The 18,798-nt window shown below is 71.7% G+C and carries 17 protein-coding genes; 7 read left to right on the top strand and 10 right to left on the bottom strand.

Features of this window, described 5'->3' with window-relative positions; all coding sequences use genetic code 11:
* Positions 1-66: 66 nt before the first annotated feature.
* Positions 67-483 carry a peptidase inhibitor family I36 protein gene (locus tag FHS22_RS01615; protein WP_184937659.1) on the top strand — a complete coding sequence of 139 codons (417 nt, stop codon included), beginning with the start codon at positions 67-69 and terminating at the stop codon, positions 481-483.
* 60 nt (positions 484-543) lie between these two features.
* On the opposite strand, the gene FHS22_RS01610 is transcribed toward FHS22_RS01615, so the two are convergent.
* Genes FHS22_RS01610 through FHS22_RS01600 form a run of 3 tightly spaced genes read right to left on the bottom strand, consistent with a single transcriptional unit; the run spans position 544 to position 3,819 of the window.
* Positions 544-1,212 carry a TetR/AcrR family transcriptional regulator gene (locus FHS22_RS01610; RefSeq protein WP_184937658.1) on the bottom strand — a complete coding sequence of 223 codons (669 nt, stop codon included), beginning with the start codon at positions 1,210-1,212 and terminating at the stop codon, positions 544-546.
* 9 nt (positions 1,213-1,221) lie between these two features.
* Positions 1,222-2,964 (bottom strand): bifunctional sugar phosphate isomerase/epimerase/4-hydroxyphenylpyruvate dioxygenase family protein, encoded by a 1,743-nt coding sequence (locus FHS22_RS01605; protein WP_184937657.1) that lies wholly within the window; start codon positions 2,962-2,964, stop codon positions 1,222-1,224.
* 9 nt (positions 2,965-2,973) lie between these two features.
* Entirely contained in the window at positions 2,974-3,819 is an 846-nt protein-coding gene (locus FHS22_RS01600; protein WP_260407564.1) for a shikimate dehydrogenase, read from the bottom strand.
* Between the two features lie 236 nt (positions 3,820-4,055).
* On the opposite strand from FHS22_RS01600, the gene FHS22_RS01595 reads away from it, so the two are divergent.
* On the top strand, positions 4,056-5,414 hold the full coding sequence (locus FHS22_RS01595; protein ID WP_184937653.1) for an MFS transporter: 1,359 nt from the start codon (positions 4,056-4,058) through the stop codon (positions 5,412-5,414).
* Positions 5,415-5,482: 68 nt separating this feature from the next.
* On the opposite strand, the gene FHS22_RS01590 is transcribed toward FHS22_RS01595, so the two are convergent.
* Positions 5,483-6,274 (bottom strand): class I SAM-dependent methyltransferase, encoded by a 792-nt coding sequence (locus tag FHS22_RS01590; protein WP_184937651.1) that lies wholly within the window; start codon positions 6,272-6,274, stop codon positions 5,483-5,485.
* 60 nt (positions 6,275-6,334) lie between these two features.
* A complete protein-coding gene (locus FHS22_RS01585) occupies positions 6,335-7,978 on the bottom strand; it encodes an ATP-binding protein (protein ID WP_184937649.1) in 1,644 nt (547 codons plus the stop codon).
* 322 nt (positions 7,979-8,300) lie between these two features.
* Here FHS22_RS01585 and FHS22_RS01580 point away from each other — a divergent pair, with 322 nt between their 5' ends.
* Positions 8,301-8,510, top strand: a complete 210-nt coding sequence (locus FHS22_RS01580) for a hypothetical protein (RefSeq protein ID WP_184937647.1) — start codon at positions 8,301-8,303, stop codon at positions 8,508-8,510.
* Between the two features lie 89 nt (positions 8,511-8,599).
* Here FHS22_RS01580 and FHS22_RS01575 read toward each other — a convergent pair whose 3' ends face one another.
* Both FHS22_RS01575 and sigJ read right to left on the bottom strand, forming a co-directional pair.
* On the bottom strand, positions 8,600-9,058 hold the full coding sequence (locus tag FHS22_RS01575) for a carboxymuconolactone decarboxylase family protein (protein ID WP_184937645.1): 459 nt from the start codon (positions 9,056-9,058) through the stop codon (positions 8,600-8,602).
* Complete coding sequence (gene sigJ, locus FHS22_RS01570) at positions 9,055-9,936, bottom strand: RNA polymerase sigma factor SigJ (RefSeq protein ID WP_338047551.1); 882 nt, start codon at positions 9,934-9,936, stop codon at positions 9,055-9,057. Before sigJ ends, FHS22_RS01575 begins: the two co-directional genes overlap by 4 nt.
* A gap of 321 nt (positions 9,937-10,257) precedes the next feature.
* Here sigJ and FHS22_RS01565 point away from each other — a divergent pair, with 321 nt between their 5' ends.
* Complete coding sequence (locus FHS22_RS01565; protein ID WP_184937641.1) at positions 10,258-10,584, top strand: type II toxin-antitoxin system RelE/ParE family toxin; 327 nt, start codon at positions 10,258-10,260, stop codon at positions 10,582-10,584.
* A gap of 25 nt (positions 10,585-10,609) precedes the next feature.
* Positions 10,610-11,707: an ImmA/IrrE family metallo-endopeptidase gene (locus tag FHS22_RS01560; RefSeq protein WP_184937639.1), complete on the top strand. Its 1,098-nt coding sequence runs from the start codon at positions 10,610-10,612 to the stop codon at positions 11,705-11,707.
* 75 nt (positions 11,708-11,782) lie between these two features.
* Here the strand turns inward: FHS22_RS01560 and FHS22_RS01555 are convergent, their stop codons facing one another.
* From FHS22_RS01555 to FHS22_RS01545, 3 genes are all read right to left on the bottom strand, one after another.
* On the bottom strand, positions 11,783-13,081 hold the full coding sequence (locus tag FHS22_RS01555; RefSeq protein WP_184937637.1) for an aspartate aminotransferase type Ic: 1,299 nt from the start codon (positions 13,079-13,081) through the stop codon (positions 11,783-11,785).
* Between the two features lie 168 nt (positions 13,082-13,249).
* Complete coding sequence (locus FHS22_RS01550; RefSeq protein ID WP_184937635.1) at positions 13,250-13,981, bottom strand: HNH endonuclease family protein; 732 nt, start codon at positions 13,979-13,981, stop codon at positions 13,250-13,252.
* Positions 13,982-14,095: 114 nt separating this feature from the next.
* Complete coding sequence (locus tag FHS22_RS01545) at positions 14,096-15,061, bottom strand: magnesium transporter CorA family protein (protein ID WP_184937634.1); 966 nt, start codon at positions 15,059-15,061, stop codon at positions 14,096-14,098.
* Positions 15,062-15,257: 196 nt separating this feature from the next.
* Here FHS22_RS01545 and FHS22_RS01540 point away from each other — a divergent pair, with 196 nt between their 5' ends.
* Positions 15,258-15,752, top strand: a complete 495-nt coding sequence (locus FHS22_RS01540; protein WP_184937633.1) for a hypothetical protein — start codon at positions 15,258-15,260, stop codon at positions 15,750-15,752.
* Positions 15,753-16,114: 362 nt separating this feature from the next.
* Positions 16,115-18,385, top strand: a complete 2,271-nt coding sequence (locus FHS22_RS01535) for an MMPL family transporter (protein ID WP_184937632.1) — start codon at positions 16,115-16,117, stop codon at positions 18,383-18,385.
* Positions 18,386-18,798 lie beyond the last annotated feature (413 nt).

Below are 18,798 nucleotides of genomic sequence, written 5' to 3'. Positions count from 1 at the left end.
GGGCCCCAAGCCGCGCCCAAGTCCCTGCCTGCATGATTCCTGACGAGTTCACCCGCAGGAGGATCCATGAGAAGGCCGTCCCGCCTCACGCTGTCGATCGCGACCGCCGCCGTCGCACTGACCGCAAGCGCGCCGCCCGCCCAGGCGGCTCTCCGCCACAACGACTACTACGACGACTACCTCGTGCTGTACTTCGACGACGACTTCGGAGGTTTCCCGGCGGTCTACTGGAAGAGCGATCCCGCGATGATCCGCCATGACTCCGACAAGGCGAGCTCGGTGCGGAACAACACCGACGCGGCCTGGGTCCTCTACGACGACAAGAACTACAGGGACCGCGCCTTCTGTATCCCGCCCCACCATGAGGTGCGCGACCTGGGCTGGCCGGCGTACAAGTTCAACGACAAGGTCTCATCGGTCGAACGTCTGCCCTACACGGCGCCCTGCGGCGGCCGTCCCCGGATCGGGGACCCGATCCGGTGATCGACGACGGGGACGGCCCCCGCGGCGGGGCCGGCCCCGCCCGTTCCGGGCCCGGCGCGGTCACCGCGGCGGCCGCTCCGGGGAGCCCGCTCCGCGCAGGTAGGCCACCACCGTCTCCCCCACCATGCGGCGCAGCCTGGCGCGGTGCTCCGGCGCGGTCATGTCGCGGCCGAAGAGGGCGCCGAAGGTGTGCTGGTTGGACACGCGGAAGAAGCAGAACGAGCTGATCATCATGTGCACGTCGATGGCGTCGGCCTCCGTGGCGAAGTCGCCGCTCGCCGTGCCCGCGTCCAGGATGCGCCCGATCAGGTCGAGCACCGGGGTGCCGAGGTTGGCCAGCACCTCGGACTTGCGGATGTGCTCGGCCCGGTGGATGTTCTCGATCGCGACGAGCTTGATGAACTCGCGGTGCGCGTCGTGGTGGTCGAAGGTGAGCTCGGCCAGCGTGCGGATGGCCTCGACCGGGGCCAGGTGCTCCACGTCGACCAGCCGCTCGGCCTCCCGGACCTCGGTGTAGGCCTTCTCCAGGACCGCGATGTAGAGCCGCTCCTTGCTGCCGAAGTAGTAGTAGATCATGCGCTTGGTGGTGCGCATGAGCTCGGCGATCTCGTCCACGCGCGCCCCGGCGTACCCGCGCCGCGCGAACTCCCGCTGGGCGACCTCGAGGATCTCCGCCCTGGTGCGGTCGGCGTCACGCTGCCGTTCCGAGGCGACGGGAGGGGAGGTCATCCGTCCATCTTAGTGAGCGTGCGCGTGCTGTACGGCGAGCCGGACGGGCGCGTTGACGGCTCCGTAGCCGCGGTAGCCGCCCACCCGCTGGACGACCTCGAAGAAGACGCGCCCCACGGTGACCGTGTAGAGGTGCAGGAACTCGCCGTCCTCGTCCCTGTCGTACAGCACGCCCAGCTCGCGGAGCCCGCGGAGCCCGGGGCCGGCCTCGTGGCGGGCCTCCAGGTCGTCGTAGTAGTTGCCGGGGATCGGCAGCAGCAGGTCCGGGTGCTCGGCGCGGAGTCTGCGGGCGACCGCCAGGATGTCGTCGCAGGCCAGGGCGACATGCTGGGAGGGGGTCTGCCCGGCGCCCACCTGGGCGAGGTTGAGCACCATCCGCAGGCCGCCGTCCGGGCCGGTCATGGCCTTGCTGCGCAGCAGGCCGTACGGGTCGGGGAACTCGAGGCCCTCCTGCGGGGCGAGGCCCAGCACGCTGCGGTAGAACAGCTCGGCCTCGTCGAAGTAGTGCCAGGGCTGGGTGAGGGCGACGTGGTCGAGGTGGGTGATCTCACCCGCCGCCGGCTCACCCGGCGCGAAGTCCTCGCGCCAGCCGTACGGCTGCGCCGTGCGGCAGAAGAAGATCTGCGTGCCGTCGGGAGCGGCGATCGCGTCCAGCGGTGCGTCCCCCGGCGCGCGTTCGCGCGGCAGCACCGGCGCGAGCAGCGATCCGGCGCGCTTGACGGCGTCGGCGGGCTCGGGACTCTCCAGGCCGATCGCGGTCAGCGCGGTCGGCGCGGGTCCTCCGCCCGTGCGGTTCAGCAGCAGCCGCGCCCGGCCCTGCTCCCACAGCTCCACGGGTTTGCCGCCGTGGACGCCGGAGCGGGTGAACCCCAGGGCGGTGAGCATGACGCGCAGTCCGGCCGGGTCCTCCGCGGTGGCCAGCTCCGCGAAGGCGAAGCCGGTGGGCGCCTCGGCGGGGTGGGCGGAGCCCTCCAGGGCGATCAGCGAGCGCATCGCGTCCACGGCGATCCGTCGCGCGTCGGCCTGCCGGAAGTGGTCGTTGAACACCTCCAGGGACAACGGCCCGGTGTATCCGGCTTTCCGCACGTGGGTGAGGAGTCCCGCCACGTCGAAGTCCCCCTGGCCGGGGAAGCAGCGGTAGTGGCGGCTCCACTGCAGCACGTCCATGGCCAGGATCGGGGCGTCGGCCAGCTGGAGGAAGAAGATCTTCTCGCCGGGGACCGCCTCGATGCCGATCGGGTCGGAGCCGCGCGAGAGGATGTGGAAGCTGTCCAGGCAGACGCCGAGGTTCGGGTGGTCGGCCAGGCGCACGATCCGCCAGGAGTGCAGGTATTCGTTCACGTACCGCCCCCAGGCCAGCGCCTCGTAGGCGATGCGGATGCCGTGCCCCGCGGCCCGCTCGGCCAGGAGCCGGAGCTGCTCCGCGGCGAGTCCGTCGTCGGCGGCGGCGCGGGGGGAGACGTTGGAGCAGACCAGCAGCAGGTCGGCGCCGAGCCGCTCCATGATCTGGAACTTGCGCTCCGCCCGGCGCAGGTCCGGCTCCGGCATGGCCTCGAAGTCGCGCAGCGGCTGGTAGAGCTCGATCGAGAGGCCGAGGTCCGCGGCGCGCAGCCGTATCTCCTCGGGTGGCAGGGGGCAGGTCAGCAGGTCGTTCTCGAAGATCTCCACGCCGTCGAACCCGGCGGCGGCGATCGCCTCCAGTTTCTCGGTCAGCGTGCCGCTCACCGACACGGTGGCGATGGACTTGCGCATGATCCCTCCTCAGGTGGCGACCAGGTCGACCAGGTGATCGAGCATCCGCTCGGTGTCGGGCGCGCGCCCGGTGAACAGGCGGAAGGCGTGGGCGGCCTGGAAGACGGCCATGCCGCCGCCGTCCAGCGTCCGGCAGCCGAGCGCGCGGGCCCGCCTGAGCAGCTCGGTCTCCAGCGGCCGGTAGACGATGTCGGCCACCCAGAGGCCAGGGCGGAGCAGTCCGGCCGGGACCGGCAGGCCGGGGTGGTGCTCCATGCCGACGGGTGTGGCGTGGGCCAGGCCGTCCGCGTCCGCGAGCAACCGGGGCAGCTCGTTCCGGGCCGCGTGGCCCGCCCGCCCGGCCCCGAACCGTTCTCCCAGCTCGGCGGCGAGCCGGGCGGCGCGCTCCGGCTCGGTGTCGACCACGGTGAGCCGGTCGGCCCCCAGGGTGAGGAGTGCGTGGGCGACGGCCGCGCCCGCGCCTCCCGCGCCGAGCTGGACGACCCGGCGCGTCGGCGCGTCCGGCAGGCCGCGCGCGAAGGACTCCGCGAATCCCGTCCAGTCGGTGTTGTGGCCGACGACCCGGTCACCGTCGAAGACCACGGTGTTGACCGCGCCGAGCGTGGCCGCGTCGGCCGACAGCTCGTCCAGGTACGGGATGACGGCCTGCTTGCAGGGGTGGGTGACGTTCAGCCCGTCGTAGCCCATGCGGCGTGCCGTACGGACCAGCTCGCCCACGTCCTCGCCCAGCTCGTCGGTGTCGAGCAGCCGGTAGACGTAGGGCAGCCCGTGGTGGACGGCCTCGTTCTCGTGCAGGGCCGGGCTCAGCGACGTCGCTATGCCGGAACCGATCAGCCCGATCAGGTATGACTTCATCGGTTTCATCGGTCTTGCTCCTCCAGCGGGTGAGCCGGATGGCCGGTGGCGGGTCTCACCCTTAATGTACGAACCAGTGAGTTAGTTATAGGCCACGGAATCCGATCCGTGAAGGGCTCTTGACAGGTGATGCAGGCCACCGCACCATTGCAGCCACGTTAATTAACTATCTAGTTCGTAACATTGGTCCGGCTGGGGGCTGCCGGCTACCGACGCGGCTACTGTAAGGAGCCATCGTGACCGAGTCTGAGTCTCCCCGAGCCGTCCACCAGGCCACACCCCGGAAGGCGGCCGTCGCCGCCTGGATCGGCAGCGCGCTGGAGTACTACGACTTCTTCATCTACGGCAGCGCCGCCGCCCTGATCTTCTCCAAGGTCTTCTTCGACGCCTCCGACCCCGCCACCGCGACGCTCCAGTCCCTGGCCACCTTCGGGGTCGCCTACGCGGCCCGGCCGGTCGGCGCCTTCTTCCTCGGCCACGTCGGCGACCGGTTCGGCCGCAAGAAGATCATGGTGTTCACGCTGATCCTGATGGGCGTGTCGACGTTCCTCATCGGCTGCCTGCCCACCCGCGAGCAGGTCGGCGGCCTCGCCCCCGTGCTGCTGGTGCTGCTGCGCGTCATGCAGGGGCTGTCGGCCGCCGGCGAGCAGGCCAGCGCCAACTCCATGACCCTGGAGCACGCTCCGGAGAACCGCCGCGGCTACTACACCAGCTTCACCCTCAACGGCACGCAGTTCGGCCAGATCCTGGCCACCCTCGTCTTCATCCCCGTCGCCGCCCTCCCCGAGGAGCAGCTGCTGAGCTGGGGCTGGCGGGTGCCGTTCTGGCTCAGCGTCGCCGTCGCCGCGGCGGGCTGGATCATCCGTCGCAAGCTCAACGAGACCCCCGCCTTCGAGCGGGAGGTCGCCCGGGGCACCGTGCCGAAGCTCCCGCTGGCCGTGCTCTTCCGCGACCACTGGCGCAGTGTGCTCCGGGTGGTGTGCGCCGCCCTGATCGCCACGGTCAGCACCATCTTCACCGTCTGGGCGCTCAACTACGCCACCGGCGACGCCGTCGGCCTGGACAAGGCCACCATGCTCTGGGTCAGCACCGCGGCCAACGCCGTCGCCCTCCTGGCGCTGCCGCTCTGGGCGACCCTGTCGGACCGCATCGGCCGCAAGCCCGTCTTCCTGATCGGCGCCGTCGGCAGCCCGATCATGATCTTCTTCTACCTGGCGGCCATCAACTCCGGGAACTATCCCCTGATCTTCCTGACCGGCATCCTCACCCTCGGCGTCGTCTACAGCGCCTCCAACGGCATCTGGCCGTCGCTGTACGGCGAGATGTTCAGCACCCGGGTCCGGCTGTCCGGCATGGCGATCGGCACCCAGATCGGCTTCGCCATCGCCGGATTCGCGGTGGCCTCCGCCGCCGGGATCGTCACCCCGGAGGGCTGGCTGGGCCTGCAGGGCTGGACCGGCGTCGCGATCTTCACCGCGATCCTGTGCGCGATCAGCGCCGTCGCCGTCGCCACCGCCCGGGAGACCCACCGCGTCCCCACCGCCGACCTCGGCCTGCCCGCGGGCGGGGGCCGGCTTGAGCCGACTCCGCGGTAAGACGCACCGGAGGGGGAGCGGGCGGCGCCCTCACGGCACGCCCGCTCTCCCGGCGGCCGTACGGAGGGTCAGGCCTTGCGGGCGAAGACGTACAGGACCGGGAGGTCGAAGGCGCCCGGTTCGGCGAGCAGCGCCTCGGCCCGGCTGACGTACCTCGCCTCGAACGCGGCCCGCTCGTCCGCGCCCAGCGACGCGACCTCCGGATAGTGCGGGCTCACCGCGTGGCTCCGCCAGACGTCCGCCGCGCTCCCGTGCTGCAGGCGGACCGTGCCGGACACCGTCCGTTCGAGGGCGAACCCCGCCGCCGCCAGCGCCCGGCGGCTCTGCTCCTCCCCGCCCACCTCGGCCATCGGGTCGGTGAGGGCCAGCCCCGACTCCGCGGCGCACTCGCGGAACAGCCGGGCCACGAGCGGGAAGCCCGCCCGCATGGCCGAGAACCCCAGCAGCCCGCCCGGCCGCAGCACCCGGTGCCAGGCCGCCAGCGCCGGGCCCGCCGGCAGGTACAGCATCCCCGCGCAGCACAGCACGGCGTCGAACGACCCCGTCCCGAAACCGTCCAGCCGGGTCGCGTCGGCCTTCACGTAGGTCACATTGCTCAGCCCGGCCCCGTCCAGCAGCCGCTCCGCCTCGCGCAGCATCCCGGCCGAGATGTCCGCGCCGACCACCCGGCCCGCCGGGCCGACCGCCCGGGCTGCGGCCAGCGCCACCAGCCCGGTGCCCGCCGCCGCGTCCAGCACCCGCTCCCCCGGGGCGAGCCCGGCCAGCTCCACCAGCTCCCGGGCGTGACCGGCGTGCCAGTCCAGGCCCGCGTACCCGGAGGCCCGCCCGTCGAAGTACGCCTCCACCTCTTCACGATCCATGCGATCATCCTGCCGGACGCCGCGGCCCTGCCCGCAGGGCCGGAAGGACACCACCCGCCGTCAACCGGGGGCCGCGCCGACGGGCAGGGTGACGGTGAAGGCGGAGCCCTCGCCGAGGGTGCTGGTGGCCGTCAGGGTGCCGCCGTGGGCCTCGATGATGGACTTGGCGATGGTCAGCCCCAGCCCGGCGCCCTGGACGGCCCGGTCGGAGGCCATGCGGGTGCGGTAGAACCGGTCGAAGATCCGGGGCAGCTCCTCCGCGGTGATGCCGATGCCCACATCGGTGACGACGATCGAGACCGTCCCTCCGGTCACCGAGGCCCGCACCGTGATCGGCGCGCCCGGTTCGGAGAACTTGATCGCGTTGGAGAGCAGGGCCCGCAGCGCGCGGATGATGTGGTCGGTGTCGACGTTGACGGGCCCGGCGTCGGCGTCGGCGTGGACGTGGAGGATGTGGCCGCGGCCCCGGGCGATCTCCTCGACGGTCTGGACGGCCCGGTCGACGACCTCGCGGACCGGGATCCGGACGGGTTTCATGACCGGCTGGTTGAGACCCATCGTGTTGACGGTCAGCAGGTCCTCGACCAGGTCCTGCAGCCGCACGGTGTTGCGCGTCATCGTGCGCAGCATCCGGTCCTGGTGGTCGGGGACCGGTCCCGCGTCGCCGCCGGTCAGCACCTCCAGGTATCCGGCGATGGTGGTCAGCGGGGTGCGCAGTTCGTGCGAGACGGTGTCGATGAAGTCGTTCTTGGCCTGGTCGAGCTCCTGGAGGCGGGCGACGGTGCTCTGCTCCCGCTCGTAGGCGAGCCGCAGCGCCTCCTCGGCGTGGCGGCGGTCGGTGATGTCGTGCAGGAAGGCGTTGAACATCCAGTCGCCGTCGTCGTGGACGGGCCAGATCGCCAGCTCGACCGGGAACTCGCTGCCGTCGGACCGCCAGGCGGTGATCTCGAACCGCTGGTTGAGCACCTTCGGCTGCCCGGTGGAGAGGAAGCGGCCCAGACCCTCGCGGTGGGCGATGCGGTAGCGGGGCGGCACGATCGTCTCGGCCAGGGACCGCCCGAGCGCCTGCTCACGCGGGAGGCGGAACATGCGCTCGGCCGCGGCGTTCCAGCCGACGATGCGCCCGGCGGCGTCCATCGCCACGAACGCCTCCACCGAGGTCTCGATCATCTGCTCCAGCCGGAGCCGCCCGGCCTCCATGGCCCGCTCGGCCCGCTGCCGGTCGACCACCCGCCCGAGATGGTGGCCGAGACTCGCCATCACCCGCAGCAGCGGCGGGTCCGGCGGCGTCACCCGGCGCGAGAAGAACTCCAGCACCGCCGCCACCCCGTCGGCGGCCACGATCGGGAACGCGAACGCGGCCCCCACCCCGAGTTCGACTCCCTGCCGGGCCCGGACGAAGTCCGGGTCGCTGGTCACGTCGAGCGACCACACCGGCTCACCGGTGGCAACGACCCTGCCGACGATGCCCGTCCCGACCGCGAACCTGGTGCGGGCGGTCACCTCGCGCAGCACCGGGAACTCCTCGGTCTCGCCCACCCACACGCCGGAGGAGACGAACTCCTGCTCCGGGCCCGCCGGAACGCACAGATGTCCCAGCGGCCAGCCGGTCAGCTCGCATACCGCCGCCATCGTCGCCCGCGCCGCCGGCTCGAGGCTGTCCGCCGTGTTCGCCACCGCGGTGACGCTGTCGAGCAGCGCCACCAGGGCACCCTCACGATCCGCTCCCCGCAAGACCGCCTCCCCCGTCCGATCATCGTGCCCCGTCACCGCGCGGAACACCGGACCGGTCCACACTAACCGGTAGTGGCGGAAGCGTTACGCTCAGCACTCCGATTGCGCCGGCCGATATCCGGCCGCGGGTGGATCGCTTCTCCCCGCGCGCCCCTGCCCTGCCGCAGGCGCCCCGCCGTACGGGAAGTGCGCCGTGCGGGGCGTCGGTGCCTCCTGAGCGTTTCCGGACGAGGTGTGGCCCCTGGTGAGCCGGGTAGCGGACGGAGGGATGGGAGAAAGGAAGTGATGCCCCATGCCTCGTCCTGGCAGCCACTCGTATGACAAAGAGCGTGCCCGGCACCGCAAGGACCTGGAGAGGAAAGGGCTGAGCGAGCAGCAGCTCTCGGACCGCGTCGGCAAGGACGCCCGGTCCGACCCGGCGAAGCGCCCGCAGAAGACCGGTGGCGACCGCGCGGCGGGCCCCGCGTCCGAGCGCCCGGCCCGCGGGCGGAAGGGAGAGTGACATGACGCGGGGAACCGATCCGGAGCAGGTCCGCAACGCTCTGCTGGGCCTGGACCACCCGGCGCGGGCACGGCCCGGCGCGGTACGGCTCAGCCCCGGCGGTGCGACCCCGCGACCATGCGGGTCGTCACGCCGATCCGGTTCCACGCGTTGATCGTGGCGATCGCCACCACCAGCGCGGCCAGCGTCTCCTCGTCGTAGTGCAGGGCCGCCTCCTCCCACACCGGGTCGGGCACGGCCCCTCCCCGGTCGGCCAGGCGGGTCGCCTCCTCCGTCAGGGCCAGCGCCGCCCGCTCGGCGTCGGTGAAGTACGGCGCCTCCCGCCAGGCCGCCACCGAGAAGAGCCGCTCGTCGCTCTCCCCCGCCTTCTTCATGTCGTGGCTGTGCGAGTCCACGCAGAAACCGCAGCCGTTGATCTGGCTGGCCCGCAGCTTCACCAGCTCCAGCGTGGCGCGCGGCAGGCTGCTCCCGCGCAGGAACCGCTCCAGGCCCAGCATCGCCTCGTACGCCTCCGGCGCCACTCCCGCGATGTCGATCCGTGCCTTCATCCGACTCTCCTCAGTTTCTCGGGGTTCATCACGATGTCGATCCCGGTGATCCGGCCGTCGGCCACGGTCAGCCCCATCACGCCGACCAGCGCGCCCCTGTGGAAGCGCAGCAGCCCAGGCCGGCCGTTGACCGTCGAGGGCCGCAGGTCGTCGGCGGCGCCGAACCGTTCGGCCGTGCCGAGCCAGAAGCGGGCCACCTTGCCCGCGCCGAGGACCGGCCGGCGGGCGGCGCTCACGACCCCGCCGCCGTCGCCCCGCAGCACCACGTCCGGGTCGAGCAGCGCCAGCAGGGCGGGCAGATCGCGCCCTGCCGACGCCTCGGCGAAGGCCGCCACCACCCTGCGGTGCTCGGCCGCGTCCACGTCGAACCTGGGGGCGCGGGCCGAGACGTGCTTCCTCGCCCGGGCCGCGAGCTGGCGGCAGGCCGCGGGCGTGCGCCCGACCGCCCGCCCCACCTCGGCGAAGGAGAGGCCGAACACGTCGTGCAGGACGAACGCGGTGCGCTCGGCCGGGCTGAGCGACTCCAGAACGACCAGCATGGCCATGCTCATCGACTCGTCCAGCGTCACGTGCTCGGCCGGGTCGCCACCCGCCGCGCCCCCGCCCGCCACGACGGGCTCGGGCAGCCACGGCCCCACGTACTGCTCCCGGCGCACGCGCGCCGAGCGCAGCACGTCCAGGGCGAGCCGGGAGACCGTGACCACCAGCCACCCGGTGATGTCCTGGATCGACCCGCGGTCGGCCCGGACCAGGCGCAGCCACGCGTCCTGCACCACGTCGTCGGCCTCGTCCACGCTGCCGAGCAGCCCGTAGGCGACTCCGACGAGCCGGGACCGGATCGCGGCGAACTCCGCCGCGAGATCTTCGTCGCTGTTCACGTCAGGAGGACGAGGCAGCCCCCGATCGTGTGACATCCGGAGTTCCCCTCCCGGTACGGCGTCCGCCCGATGGTCGCACGCGCATGCCCGCCGTACCCGGCCGGGAGAGGCGGCAGCACCTCCGCGACTACGGCCGGGGACCCGCCCCGTCCAGAGCCGATCGCCGAGAGCGTCTCCGGCAACGGCAGCCGCCATGGCGTTTTCCACAGCCCGGCGCTCTTCACCGATGATCACTCCATGGATCGGGAAAGATACGGTACGTTATCCCTTTGGCCAGTGACACGTTTACCTATCTGGTAAATACTCAAGGGAGGCGTCGTTTTGGAGGTGTTCTATGCAGATATCCGCCTCCAAGCCATATGCGCCTCCGCCAGAGAGATGCGGAAACAGTTCGGCGAAGAGGGCGCCAAGAAGCTCCAGCTGCGTCTGCAGGCCCTCCGCGTGTCTGAGACTCTGGACGATCTCTTCCAGATGCCCGGCCGGTGCCATCCTCTCCGGGGCGACCGGGCAGGATGTCACGCCATGGATCTGCACCAGGGGCACCGCCTGGTGTTCCGGCTGATGAGTCTGGAGGAGAAGATCGAGCAGGGATTGTCCGAAGAGCAGGCGGCACTGGTCATTGAGATCGTCGACTACCACAGAGGGTGACCCGAGAGAAGGAAGGAGGCCCGAGATGACCTCGGATGCCACGTTGCACCGTGCCGGAGCCCCCGACTACGCCGTGCCTCCGGGCGAGACCATCAGGGAGCATCTCGACGGCCTCGGCATGACCCAGCGCGAGCTCGCCAAGCGCCTGGGGCTCAGCACCAAGCATCTCAACCAGCTCATCCAGGGGCTCGTCCCGCTGAGCGCGGAGATCGCACAGCGGCTGGAGCTGGTCACGGGCATGCCCGCCCGGCTCTGGAACCGGCTCGAAGCCGACTACCGGTCCGCCTTGCAGCGACTCCGGCAGACCGAGGAGCTCAAGGAGTGCGTTCCATGGCTGGGCAGGATGCCCGTCCGCCAGTTGATCAGAGCCGGAGCGCTTCCCCGCGAGCCCGTGGACGACATCTCCCGAGTGCTCCAGCTCCTGGCGTTCTTCGGCGTCGCCCATCTCTCGACCTGGCGCGAGCTCTACGAGCGGCCCGCCGCATCGTTCCGCCAGACCAAGGCGTTCACAGCGGAACCGGGAGCGGTCGCGGCGTGGCTGAGGCTCGGGGAGCTCGCCGCCCGCGACGTCAGGTGCGCTCCCTTCAGCAGGCGAGGGCTGCAGGACTCCCTCCCCGGACTACGCAGTCTGACGACCCAGCCTCTGGAGATCGCGGTCAGCCTGGCCCGTGACATCTGCGCCCGGCACGGGGTCGCCGTCGTCTTCGTCGAGGAGATCACCGGTACGCATGCCAGCGGCGCCACGAAATGGCTGACCCCTGACAAGGCCATGCTCCTGCTGAGCCTGCGCTACAAGCGGGACGACCATCTGTGGTTCACGTTCTTCCACGAGATAGGCCACATCCTGCTCCATGAGAAGAGCGATGTCTGGATCGAGGACGACGTGTCCGGAGCCGACCCCCGGGAGGAGCAGGCCGACCGGTTCGCGGCCGATCTACTGATCCCGGCCGACCACCTCCCCCGGCTCCACGAGCTCAGGTCGCTGGAGTCGGTGAAGGAGTTCGCCCACGAGCTGGGCATCGCTCCGGGAATCGTCGTCGGGCGGCTCCAGCACGAGGGGATCTGGCCGCACCGGCAGGGCAACGGCCTCAAGCGGAAGATCGAACTGACCGGAGCGCTCTGAGGCGGTCCATCGGGCCGGGTGACCGCGGCCCGACCGGCCCGAGACGATCGCGCTCCCGGGCCGGTGGCGCGGCGGTCACCCGGCCTGCTCCAGCAGCTTCTCGGTGGCGACCAGGAGCACGCACACGGCCAGGCCGGTGATGGCCTGCTCCAGCTCCTCCAGGCCGGGGTAGCTGGGCGCGATGCGGATGGTGCTGTCGCGGGGGTCGTCGCCGTAGGGGTGGGTGGCCCCGGCGGGGGTCAGGGCGATGCCCGCCTCGGCCGCCCGGCGCACCACCTCGCGGGCGCAGCCCTCCAGCACGTCGAGGCTGACGAAGTAGCCGCCCGCCGGGCTGGACCAGGAGGCCAGGCCGGTCCCGCCCAGCTCCTTGGCCAGGATCGCCTGCACCAGGTCGAACTTCGGCTGGAGCAGTTCGCGGTGGCGGCGCATGTGCTCCAGGACGCCGGCCTCGTCGCGGAGGAACTCCGCGTGGCGGAGCTGGTTGATCTTGTCGGGGCCGATGGTGCCCTTGGCCATGTGACCGAGCAGCCAGGCCGTGTTGGCCGGGGACGAGCCGAAGAACGCGACGCCGGCGCCGGCGAAGGTGATCTTCGAGGTGGAGCCGTACACGAAGGCCCGGTCGGGGTTGCCGCTCTCGGCGCAGAGCGCCAGCAGGTCGGCGATCTCCACCGGGGTGTCGGTCAGGTGGTGCACGGCGTACGCGTTGTCCCAGAAGATCCGGAAGTCCGGCGCGGCGGCGGTCATGCCCGCCAGGCGGCGCACGGTCTCGTCGCTGTAGCAGACGCCGTCCGGGTTGCTGTACTTCGGCACGCACCAGATGCCCTTGATCTGGGCGTCCTCGGCGACCAGGCGCTCCACGACGTCCATGTCGGGGCCGTCGGCGGTCATCGGCACCGGGATCAGCTCGATCCCGAACCGCTCGCACAGCGCGAAGTGCCGGTCGTAGCCGGGCACCGGGCACAGGAACGCGACCCGCGGCTCGTCCGCCCAGCGGCGGCCGGCGCCCGGGAGCGGGCTGAGCATCGCGTGCACGACGGAGTCGTGCATCAGGGCGAGGCTGGAGTTCCCGGCGGCGATCAGCTGGGCCGCCGGGACCTGGAGCGGGCCGCTGAAGATCTCGCGGAGCTCGGTGAGCCCCTGCAGGCCGCCGTAGTTGCGGGTGTCGGTCCCGTCGGCGGCGAGGTGGCCCCTGGCCGGCAGCGTCAGCAGCTCGGCGGCGAGGTCGAGCTGGCGCGGCGAGGGCTTGCCCCGCGTGAGGTCGAGGGAGAGGCCGCGCTCGACCAGCGCGGCGTAGTCGCCCAGCGCGCGGTCGCGCAGAGCGGTCAGCTCGGCGGCGCTGAGGGCCGGGGAGACGGACGGGGCCGAAGATGTCACGGGGGTTCCTTCGCCTGGCCGGATCACGGGTTCGACTAGGAAGGATAGAAGAGCCGCCCCCGCGCTCCAGGACCGCCCCCGCGTCCGGAACCCCGCGGGAGCACCGGCCCCGGCCGGCGCCCTCTCCGGAAGCGCCTTCCCGCCGCACGGCTCCCCGGCGCCGCCGCGTCAGCGGCACTGGGCGAGCATGGCCGACTTGTCCGCGCGGGTCACCGGGAGGCCGTACTTCAGCGCGACCTGGGCGAACCGGACGACGTAGGCGCAGCGGACCTTCCGCCGCGGCGGGAGCCAGCGGGCCGGGCCCAGCCCGCCCTTGGCCTCGTTGACGTCGCCGTCCACCGGCATGAGGTTGAGCGGGTCGTTGGCGATCCGCGCCCGCTTGGCCGCGGTCCAGCGCCGGGCGCCCATCCGCCACTCGTAGGACAGCGGGACGACGTGGTCGACCTGGACCTCGTCCGCGCGCTTCTTGCTCCAGCGGATGATCCTGCCGGTGTAGGGGTCCCGCAGGTCCATCGCGACCACGACGCAGCGCGACCCCTTGCGGTACCTGACGTGCTCGCCGTCCCTGGCGAGCAGGTCGTCGCGGGTGCGGCAGCCGTTGCGCGCGTACGGCACGCCGGAGACGGCGTCGGTCCAGTTCCTGCCGAAACGGGTCCGCGTGTAGCCCGCCTTCGATCCCATCCTGGCGACCCGGAGCCTGCCGATCAGCCGCACCGCCTCGGCCCGGTCCGCCCTGGCGGTGACGGGGGCCAGTCCCGGCCGCACCCCGGCGGGGTTGTCCAGCGGCGCCGCCCGGACCCGCGCCCCTCCCTTCACCGTCGCCCCGGTGTCCTCCCGGGTCGCCAGGGAGAACAGCACCAGGGCGCCCAGCAGGGCGGCGGCCACCCCCCGCGTGCTCACCGGCGCCCTCCACCACGGTCTGCTGGCCCAGGCTTTACTGATTCCCGGGTTTCTCCCGGTTGACACCGGCCCGGCCCTCCCGCGCCCTCCGTCCGGAGGACCGGGAGGCGGCCGTCAGAGCCAGTCACGCTTCTTGAAGGCGCGGTAGAGCAGGAGGCCGCCCGCGACGATCAGTCCCGTCGAGATCCAGAAGCCGACCGGCTCGCCGGAACCGGGGTAGGGCACGTTCTGCCCGTAGAAGCCGGTGATCAGGGTGGGGACCGCGATGATGGCGGCCCAGCTCGTGACCTTCTTCATGATCTCGTTGAGTTTGAAGCCCTGCTGGTTCTGGTGGGCCTCGCGGATGTTGCCCACCATCTCCCGGAGCGAGTCGGTCCACTCGGCGGCGCGCAGGGCGTGGTCGTAGACGTCCTGGTAGTAGGGGACCAGCACGGGGTCGATCACCTCTCCCCTGCGGAGCAGGCCTCCCACGATCTCGCGCATCGGCAGCGCCATCCGGCGGAAGCCGACCAGGCTCTTGCGCAGCTCGAAGGTCTGGCGGTTGCGCTCCCGCAGGTCGTCGGCCGTGCCGTCGAAGAGCTCGTCCTCCAGCGCCTCGATCCGGTCGTCCAGCGGCTGAAGCACCTCGAAGTAGCCGTCGACGATGTGGTCGAGCAGGCCGTGCAGCAGGTACGGCACGCCGTACCTGACCATGTCCGTGCCCGCGTCCCAGCGCCGGACCACCGCCTCGATGTCGAAGTCGGGACTCGCCCTCACCGTGACCAGCGCGTTCTTCGTCACGAAGATCGACAGCTCGGTGAGCTCGATCCGCCGGTCCGCGAGCCGGGCGGCGTAGGCGGTGATGAACAGGTGGCTGTCGTAGCTGTCCAGCTTGGGGCGCTGGCGGTCGTGCAGCGCGTCCTCGACGGCCAGCTCGTGCAGGCCGAGCTCCTCGCCGATCTTCGCCAGGTCCCCGTTGACGGGCGTGCAGATGTCGAACCACACGACGGCTCCGGGGTCGCCGACGCACTCCGACACGTCGTCGATCGGGAAGTTCTCCTTGACCAGGACGCCGTTGCGGTAGAGGCGGGTGCGGTCCATCACGTCAGCGTAGAGGGATCCGCCCCCGCCCGGAATGCCGTCCGGCCCGCCGCCGACCGGCCGGACGCCTCCCTCCGGCGGGCCGGCGGGAGGACCGGGGCGGCGGCGCCGCGGCGGAGAAGGACGCGTCCGTGAATAATCCGGCTCCCTCGGGGCAGCGGGGATTCCACGACATACACACCCGAGGTGAGTAACGATGATAGTGCTGGGACTTCTCCTGATCGTGCTTGCGGGCGCGGCCGTGATCGCGGTCTCCTGGGACGAGACCGCCGCATCCACCGCCACCGCGTCGTTCACGGTCTTCGACCGCACCTTCCAGTTCACCCAGCTGGAGTTCTTCTTCGCCGGGGTCGCCACCGGCGCGGTCTTCCTGCTCGGCCTGGCCATGCTGCTGGCGGGCATGCGCCGCTCCGCCGTCCACCGCAGGCGGCTGCGCGACTCCCGGCTGGAGGCGCGCGACCGCGTCAACCGGCTGGAGGAGGAGAAGCGCGAACTGGAGCGCAAGCTCGAATCCACTCCGGCTCCGGCTCCGGCTCCGGCTCCGGCTCCGGCCGCGAGCCGCGACCGGGACCACGACGGCGTCGACGACCGGGACGAGGACACCGGCCCCCACCCGCGGATCGACGTCCCCCGGCAGGGCAACGACCGGCTCGTGGCCGGCCGGCACCAGCGCACGATGGACGGCCGGTAACCGCACCCGCCCGCGGGCCGTCCGCGACGCGCACGGCTCCGCACGATCCCGCCTCCGCCGGTACGGACCGCGCCCCGTACCGGCGGAGTGCTGTGCGCGGACTCCGCGCAGGTCGCCGCCGCCCTCGTCCTCTCCGGTCAACGCCGGGTCCGGGCCGCCGCATGACCTCTGCTGCCTCCGCGGGAGCCGGGGCCGGGGTGGGCTCCCGGGCCGGGTCGGGGTTGTCCCCTAGGACGTCCCCTAGATCTCAGGTATGACCTCACCTACCCACACCGGGCGAGCCGCGGACGGTCTTCCCGGACGATGCCTCCCGCCCTTCCGGCCCCTAGCTTCATGAGTAAAAACGAGCAGGGAGCAGGGGAATGGCACGCCGGAGGAACATCGCCGCCGCGGTGGGCGGGTGGAGCGCGCGCCATCGCTGGGCCGCCTTACTGATCTGGGTGGGGTTCGTCGTCACGGCGACCCTCGCGGGCAACGCGGTCGGCACGAAGGGGATGGAGCCCTGGGAGGACGACAACGGGGAGTCCCGCAAGGCGGCGATCGTCCTGGACGCGGCGGGATTCCCCGACGTCGCCGGGGAGACGGTGCTGATCCGGGCCGAGGGCTCCACCGCCCCGGCGGACTTCCGGGCGGTGGCCGAGGACGTCAGGAAGGCGGTGCTGGCCACCGGCCTGGTGGAGAACGTGCGCACGCCGTACGACGCGCAGGAGCCCGCGCCGATCAGCCAGGACCGGCGGTCGGCGCTGGTGACCTTCGACATGAAGGGCGAGGGGAGGACCGCCAAGGAGCGGGTCCAGCCGGTGATCGACGCCGTGGCCGGGGTCCAGCGGGGGCACCCCGGCCTCCGGATCGGCCAGGCGGGAGAGGCGAGCTCCCGCCTGATGATCGGTGACGTGCTCGGGGACGACCTGGTCCGGGCCGAGCTGCTGTCCGTTCCCCTGACGTTCGGCATCCTGCTGGCCGCCTTCGGCGCGCTGCTGGCCGCCGTGGTCCCGCTGGTGGTGGCGTTCACCGCCTTCCTCGGCTCGATCGGCCTGCTCGCGCTGACCAGCCAGCTCCTGCACGTCGACTCGGCCACCACCAACCTCATGCTGCTGATCGGCCTGGCCGTCGGCGTCGACTACTCGCTGTTCTACATCCGCCGCGAGCGCGAGGAGCGGGCCAGGGGCCGGGGTAAGGAGCGGGCCCTGGAGATCGCGGCGGCGACCTCGGGACGGGCGGTGCTGATCTCCGGCATCACCGTGATCGTCGCCATGTCGGGCATGTTCCTGACCGGCAACGGCACCTTCATGGGCTTCGCCCAGGGCACGATCCTGGTGGTCCTGGTCGCGATGATCGGCTCGATGACCGTGCTGCCCGCCGTCCTGTCCCTGATCGGCGACAGGATCGACGCCCGGATCGTGCACGGCGCCGTCCGCAGGCTCACCGGGCGCACCTGGCGGCGGATGCTCGGCGGCCGCGAGGGCGGCGGCCGCGTGTGGAACACCGTCCTCACCGCGGTGCTGCGCCGCCCGGTCGTCTCGGTGCTGCTGGCCGGCGGTCTGCTGATCGGCCTGGCGGTCCCGGCCTTCGACCTGCGCACCGGCGAGCCCGGCACCGCCGACGTGCAGGGCAGCAACCCGGTCATGGACACCTTCCGCGGGATCGAGGAGGCGTTCCCCGGCAACAAGGCCCCCGCCGCCGTCGTGCTGAAGGCCGACGACGTGACCGCGCCGCACATCCGCAAGGAGGTCGAGCGCTTCCGGGAGCTCGCGCTCGGCACCGGCGAGATCGACCCCGCCTTCTTCGGCGTCAGGGTGAACCCGGACAAGACCGTGGCGGTCATCAACCTCGGCCTGAAGGGCAAGGGCCCCTCCGACGAGGTCTCCGAGCACGCCGTCCGCACGATCAGGGAACGGGTGGTCCCGCCGACCGTCGGGCTGGTCGCCGAGACCTACGTCTACGGCAGCGTGGCCGGGGTGATGGATTTCAACGCCCAGCTCGGCAGGTCCGTGCCGCTGGTCTTCACCTTCGTGCTGCTGCTGGCCTTCGTGCTGCTGCTGGCGTCGTTCCGCTCACTGGTGGTGGCGGTGACGGCGATCGTGCTGAACCTGCTCTCGGTGGCCGCGGCGTACGGCGTCCTGGTCATGGTCTTCCAGTACGGCTGGGGCGAGAACCTGCTGAACTTCGAGTCCACCGGCTCGATCGTGAGCTGGCTGCCGCTCTTCCTGTTCGTCATCCTCTTCGGCCTCTCGATGGACTACCACGTGTTCATCCTGAGCCGGATCCGCGAGGCGTTCGACCGGGGCATGCCCACCGAGCAGGCGGTGACCCACGGGATCAGGACGACGGCCGGGGTGGTCAGCAGCGCGGCGTTCATCATGGTCGGGGTGTTCGCGATCTTCGGCACGATGTCGATGCTCAGCTTCAAGGAGATGGGCATCGGCCTGGCCGCGGCCATCCTGATCGACGCCACGGTCGTGCGGGCGGTGCTGCTGCCCGCGGCGATGAAGCTGCTCGGCGAGGCCAACTGGTACCTGCCGCGCTGGCTCGGCTGGCTGCCGGTCCTGGAGCACGGGGCCGGCGACGACGACGAGGGCCCGGACGAGCCGGACGCCGTCCCCGGCGAGCGGGTGCCGGTCACCGTCGGCTGAGCCACCCGTGTCCCGGAAGGCGGCGCCGCCGCCTTCCGGGATCCCGTGCCGCCAGGGGATGCACAGACCGGTGGCGGCGCGGAGGAGCACGCCGCCGTCCGTGGCCGCCGTCCGTGGCCGCCGTCAGGACGGTCCCGTCCGCGTCGGGGACCAGGAGCGCGGAGGGCTTCCGGCCTCCCACGGATCGCCGGTGACGACCGGGCGTCCGAAACGGATCGCCCGGCGATGAGACCGGCAGGACCCGGGCCGCAAACCCCTGACTGGAATCAGCTATCTCCTATCAGGAAAATCCTGATTCTTTCCTCAGCAGAGACGGAGGCGGGTGCCCACAGGGAGGGCGCCAGATAGGCCTTCTACATGAGGATTGTAGTGCGTGATCCATGGAACGGTTGTGTTGTACCTATACGCAATAC

The organism is Thiemannella venezuelensis (genome assembly GCF_014203605.1).
In the GTDB taxonomy this organism is placed as follows: domain Bacteria; phylum Actinomycetota; class Actinomycetes; order Streptosporangiales; family Streptosporangiaceae; genus Planomonospora_A; species Planomonospora_A venezuelensis.
Note: the sequence above shows the minus strand (reverse complement) of the source record. Positions and strands in the feature narration are given on the sequence as shown.

Excerpts from the sequence above, each read along its gene's own strand:
- FHS22_RS01580 (WP_184937647.1), top strand. The coding sequence starts at position 8,301 with ATGCCTCGTCCTGGCAGCCACTCGTATGACAAAGAGCGTGCCCGGCAC.
- FHS22_RS01615 (WP_184937659.1), top strand. The coding sequence starts at position 67 with ATGAGAAGGCCGTCCCGCCTCACGCTGTCGATCGCGACCGCCGCCGTC.
- FHS22_RS01600 (WP_260407564.1), bottom strand. The coding sequence starts at position 3,819 with ATGAAGTCATACCTGATCGGGCTGATCGGTTCCGGCATAGCGACGTCG.
- FHS22_RS01540 (WP_184937633.1), top strand. The coding sequence starts at position 15,258 with ATGATAGTGCTGGGACTTCTCCTGATCGTGCTTGCGGGCGCGGCCGTG.
- FHS22_RS01610 (WP_184937658.1), bottom strand. The coding sequence starts at position 1,212 with ATGACCTCCCCTCCCGTCGCCTCGGAACGGCAGCGTGACGCCGACCGC.
- FHS22_RS01590 (WP_184937651.1), bottom strand. The coding sequence starts at position 6,274 with ATGGATCGTGAAGAGGTGGAGGCGTACTTCGACGGGCGGGCCTCCGGG.
- FHS22_RS01605 (WP_184937657.1), bottom strand. The coding sequence starts at position 2,964 with ATGCGCAAGTCCATCGCCACCGTGTCGGTGAGCGGCACGCTGACCGAG.
- FHS22_RS01545 (WP_184937634.1), bottom strand. The coding sequence starts at position 15,061 with ATGGACCGCACCCGCCTCTACCGCAACGGCGTCCTGGTCAAGGAGAAC.
- FHS22_RS01535 (WP_184937632.1), top strand. The coding sequence starts at position 16,115 with ATGGCACGCCGGAGGAACATCGCCGCCGCGGTGGGCGGGTGGAGCGCG.
- FHS22_RS01560 (WP_184937639.1), top strand. The coding sequence starts at position 10,610 with ATGACCTCGGATGCCACGTTGCACCGTGCCGGAGCCCCCGACTACGCC.
- FHS22_RS01575 (WP_184937645.1), bottom strand. The coding sequence starts at position 9,058 with ATGAAGGCACGGATCGACATCGCGGGAGTGGCGCCGGAGGCGTACGAG.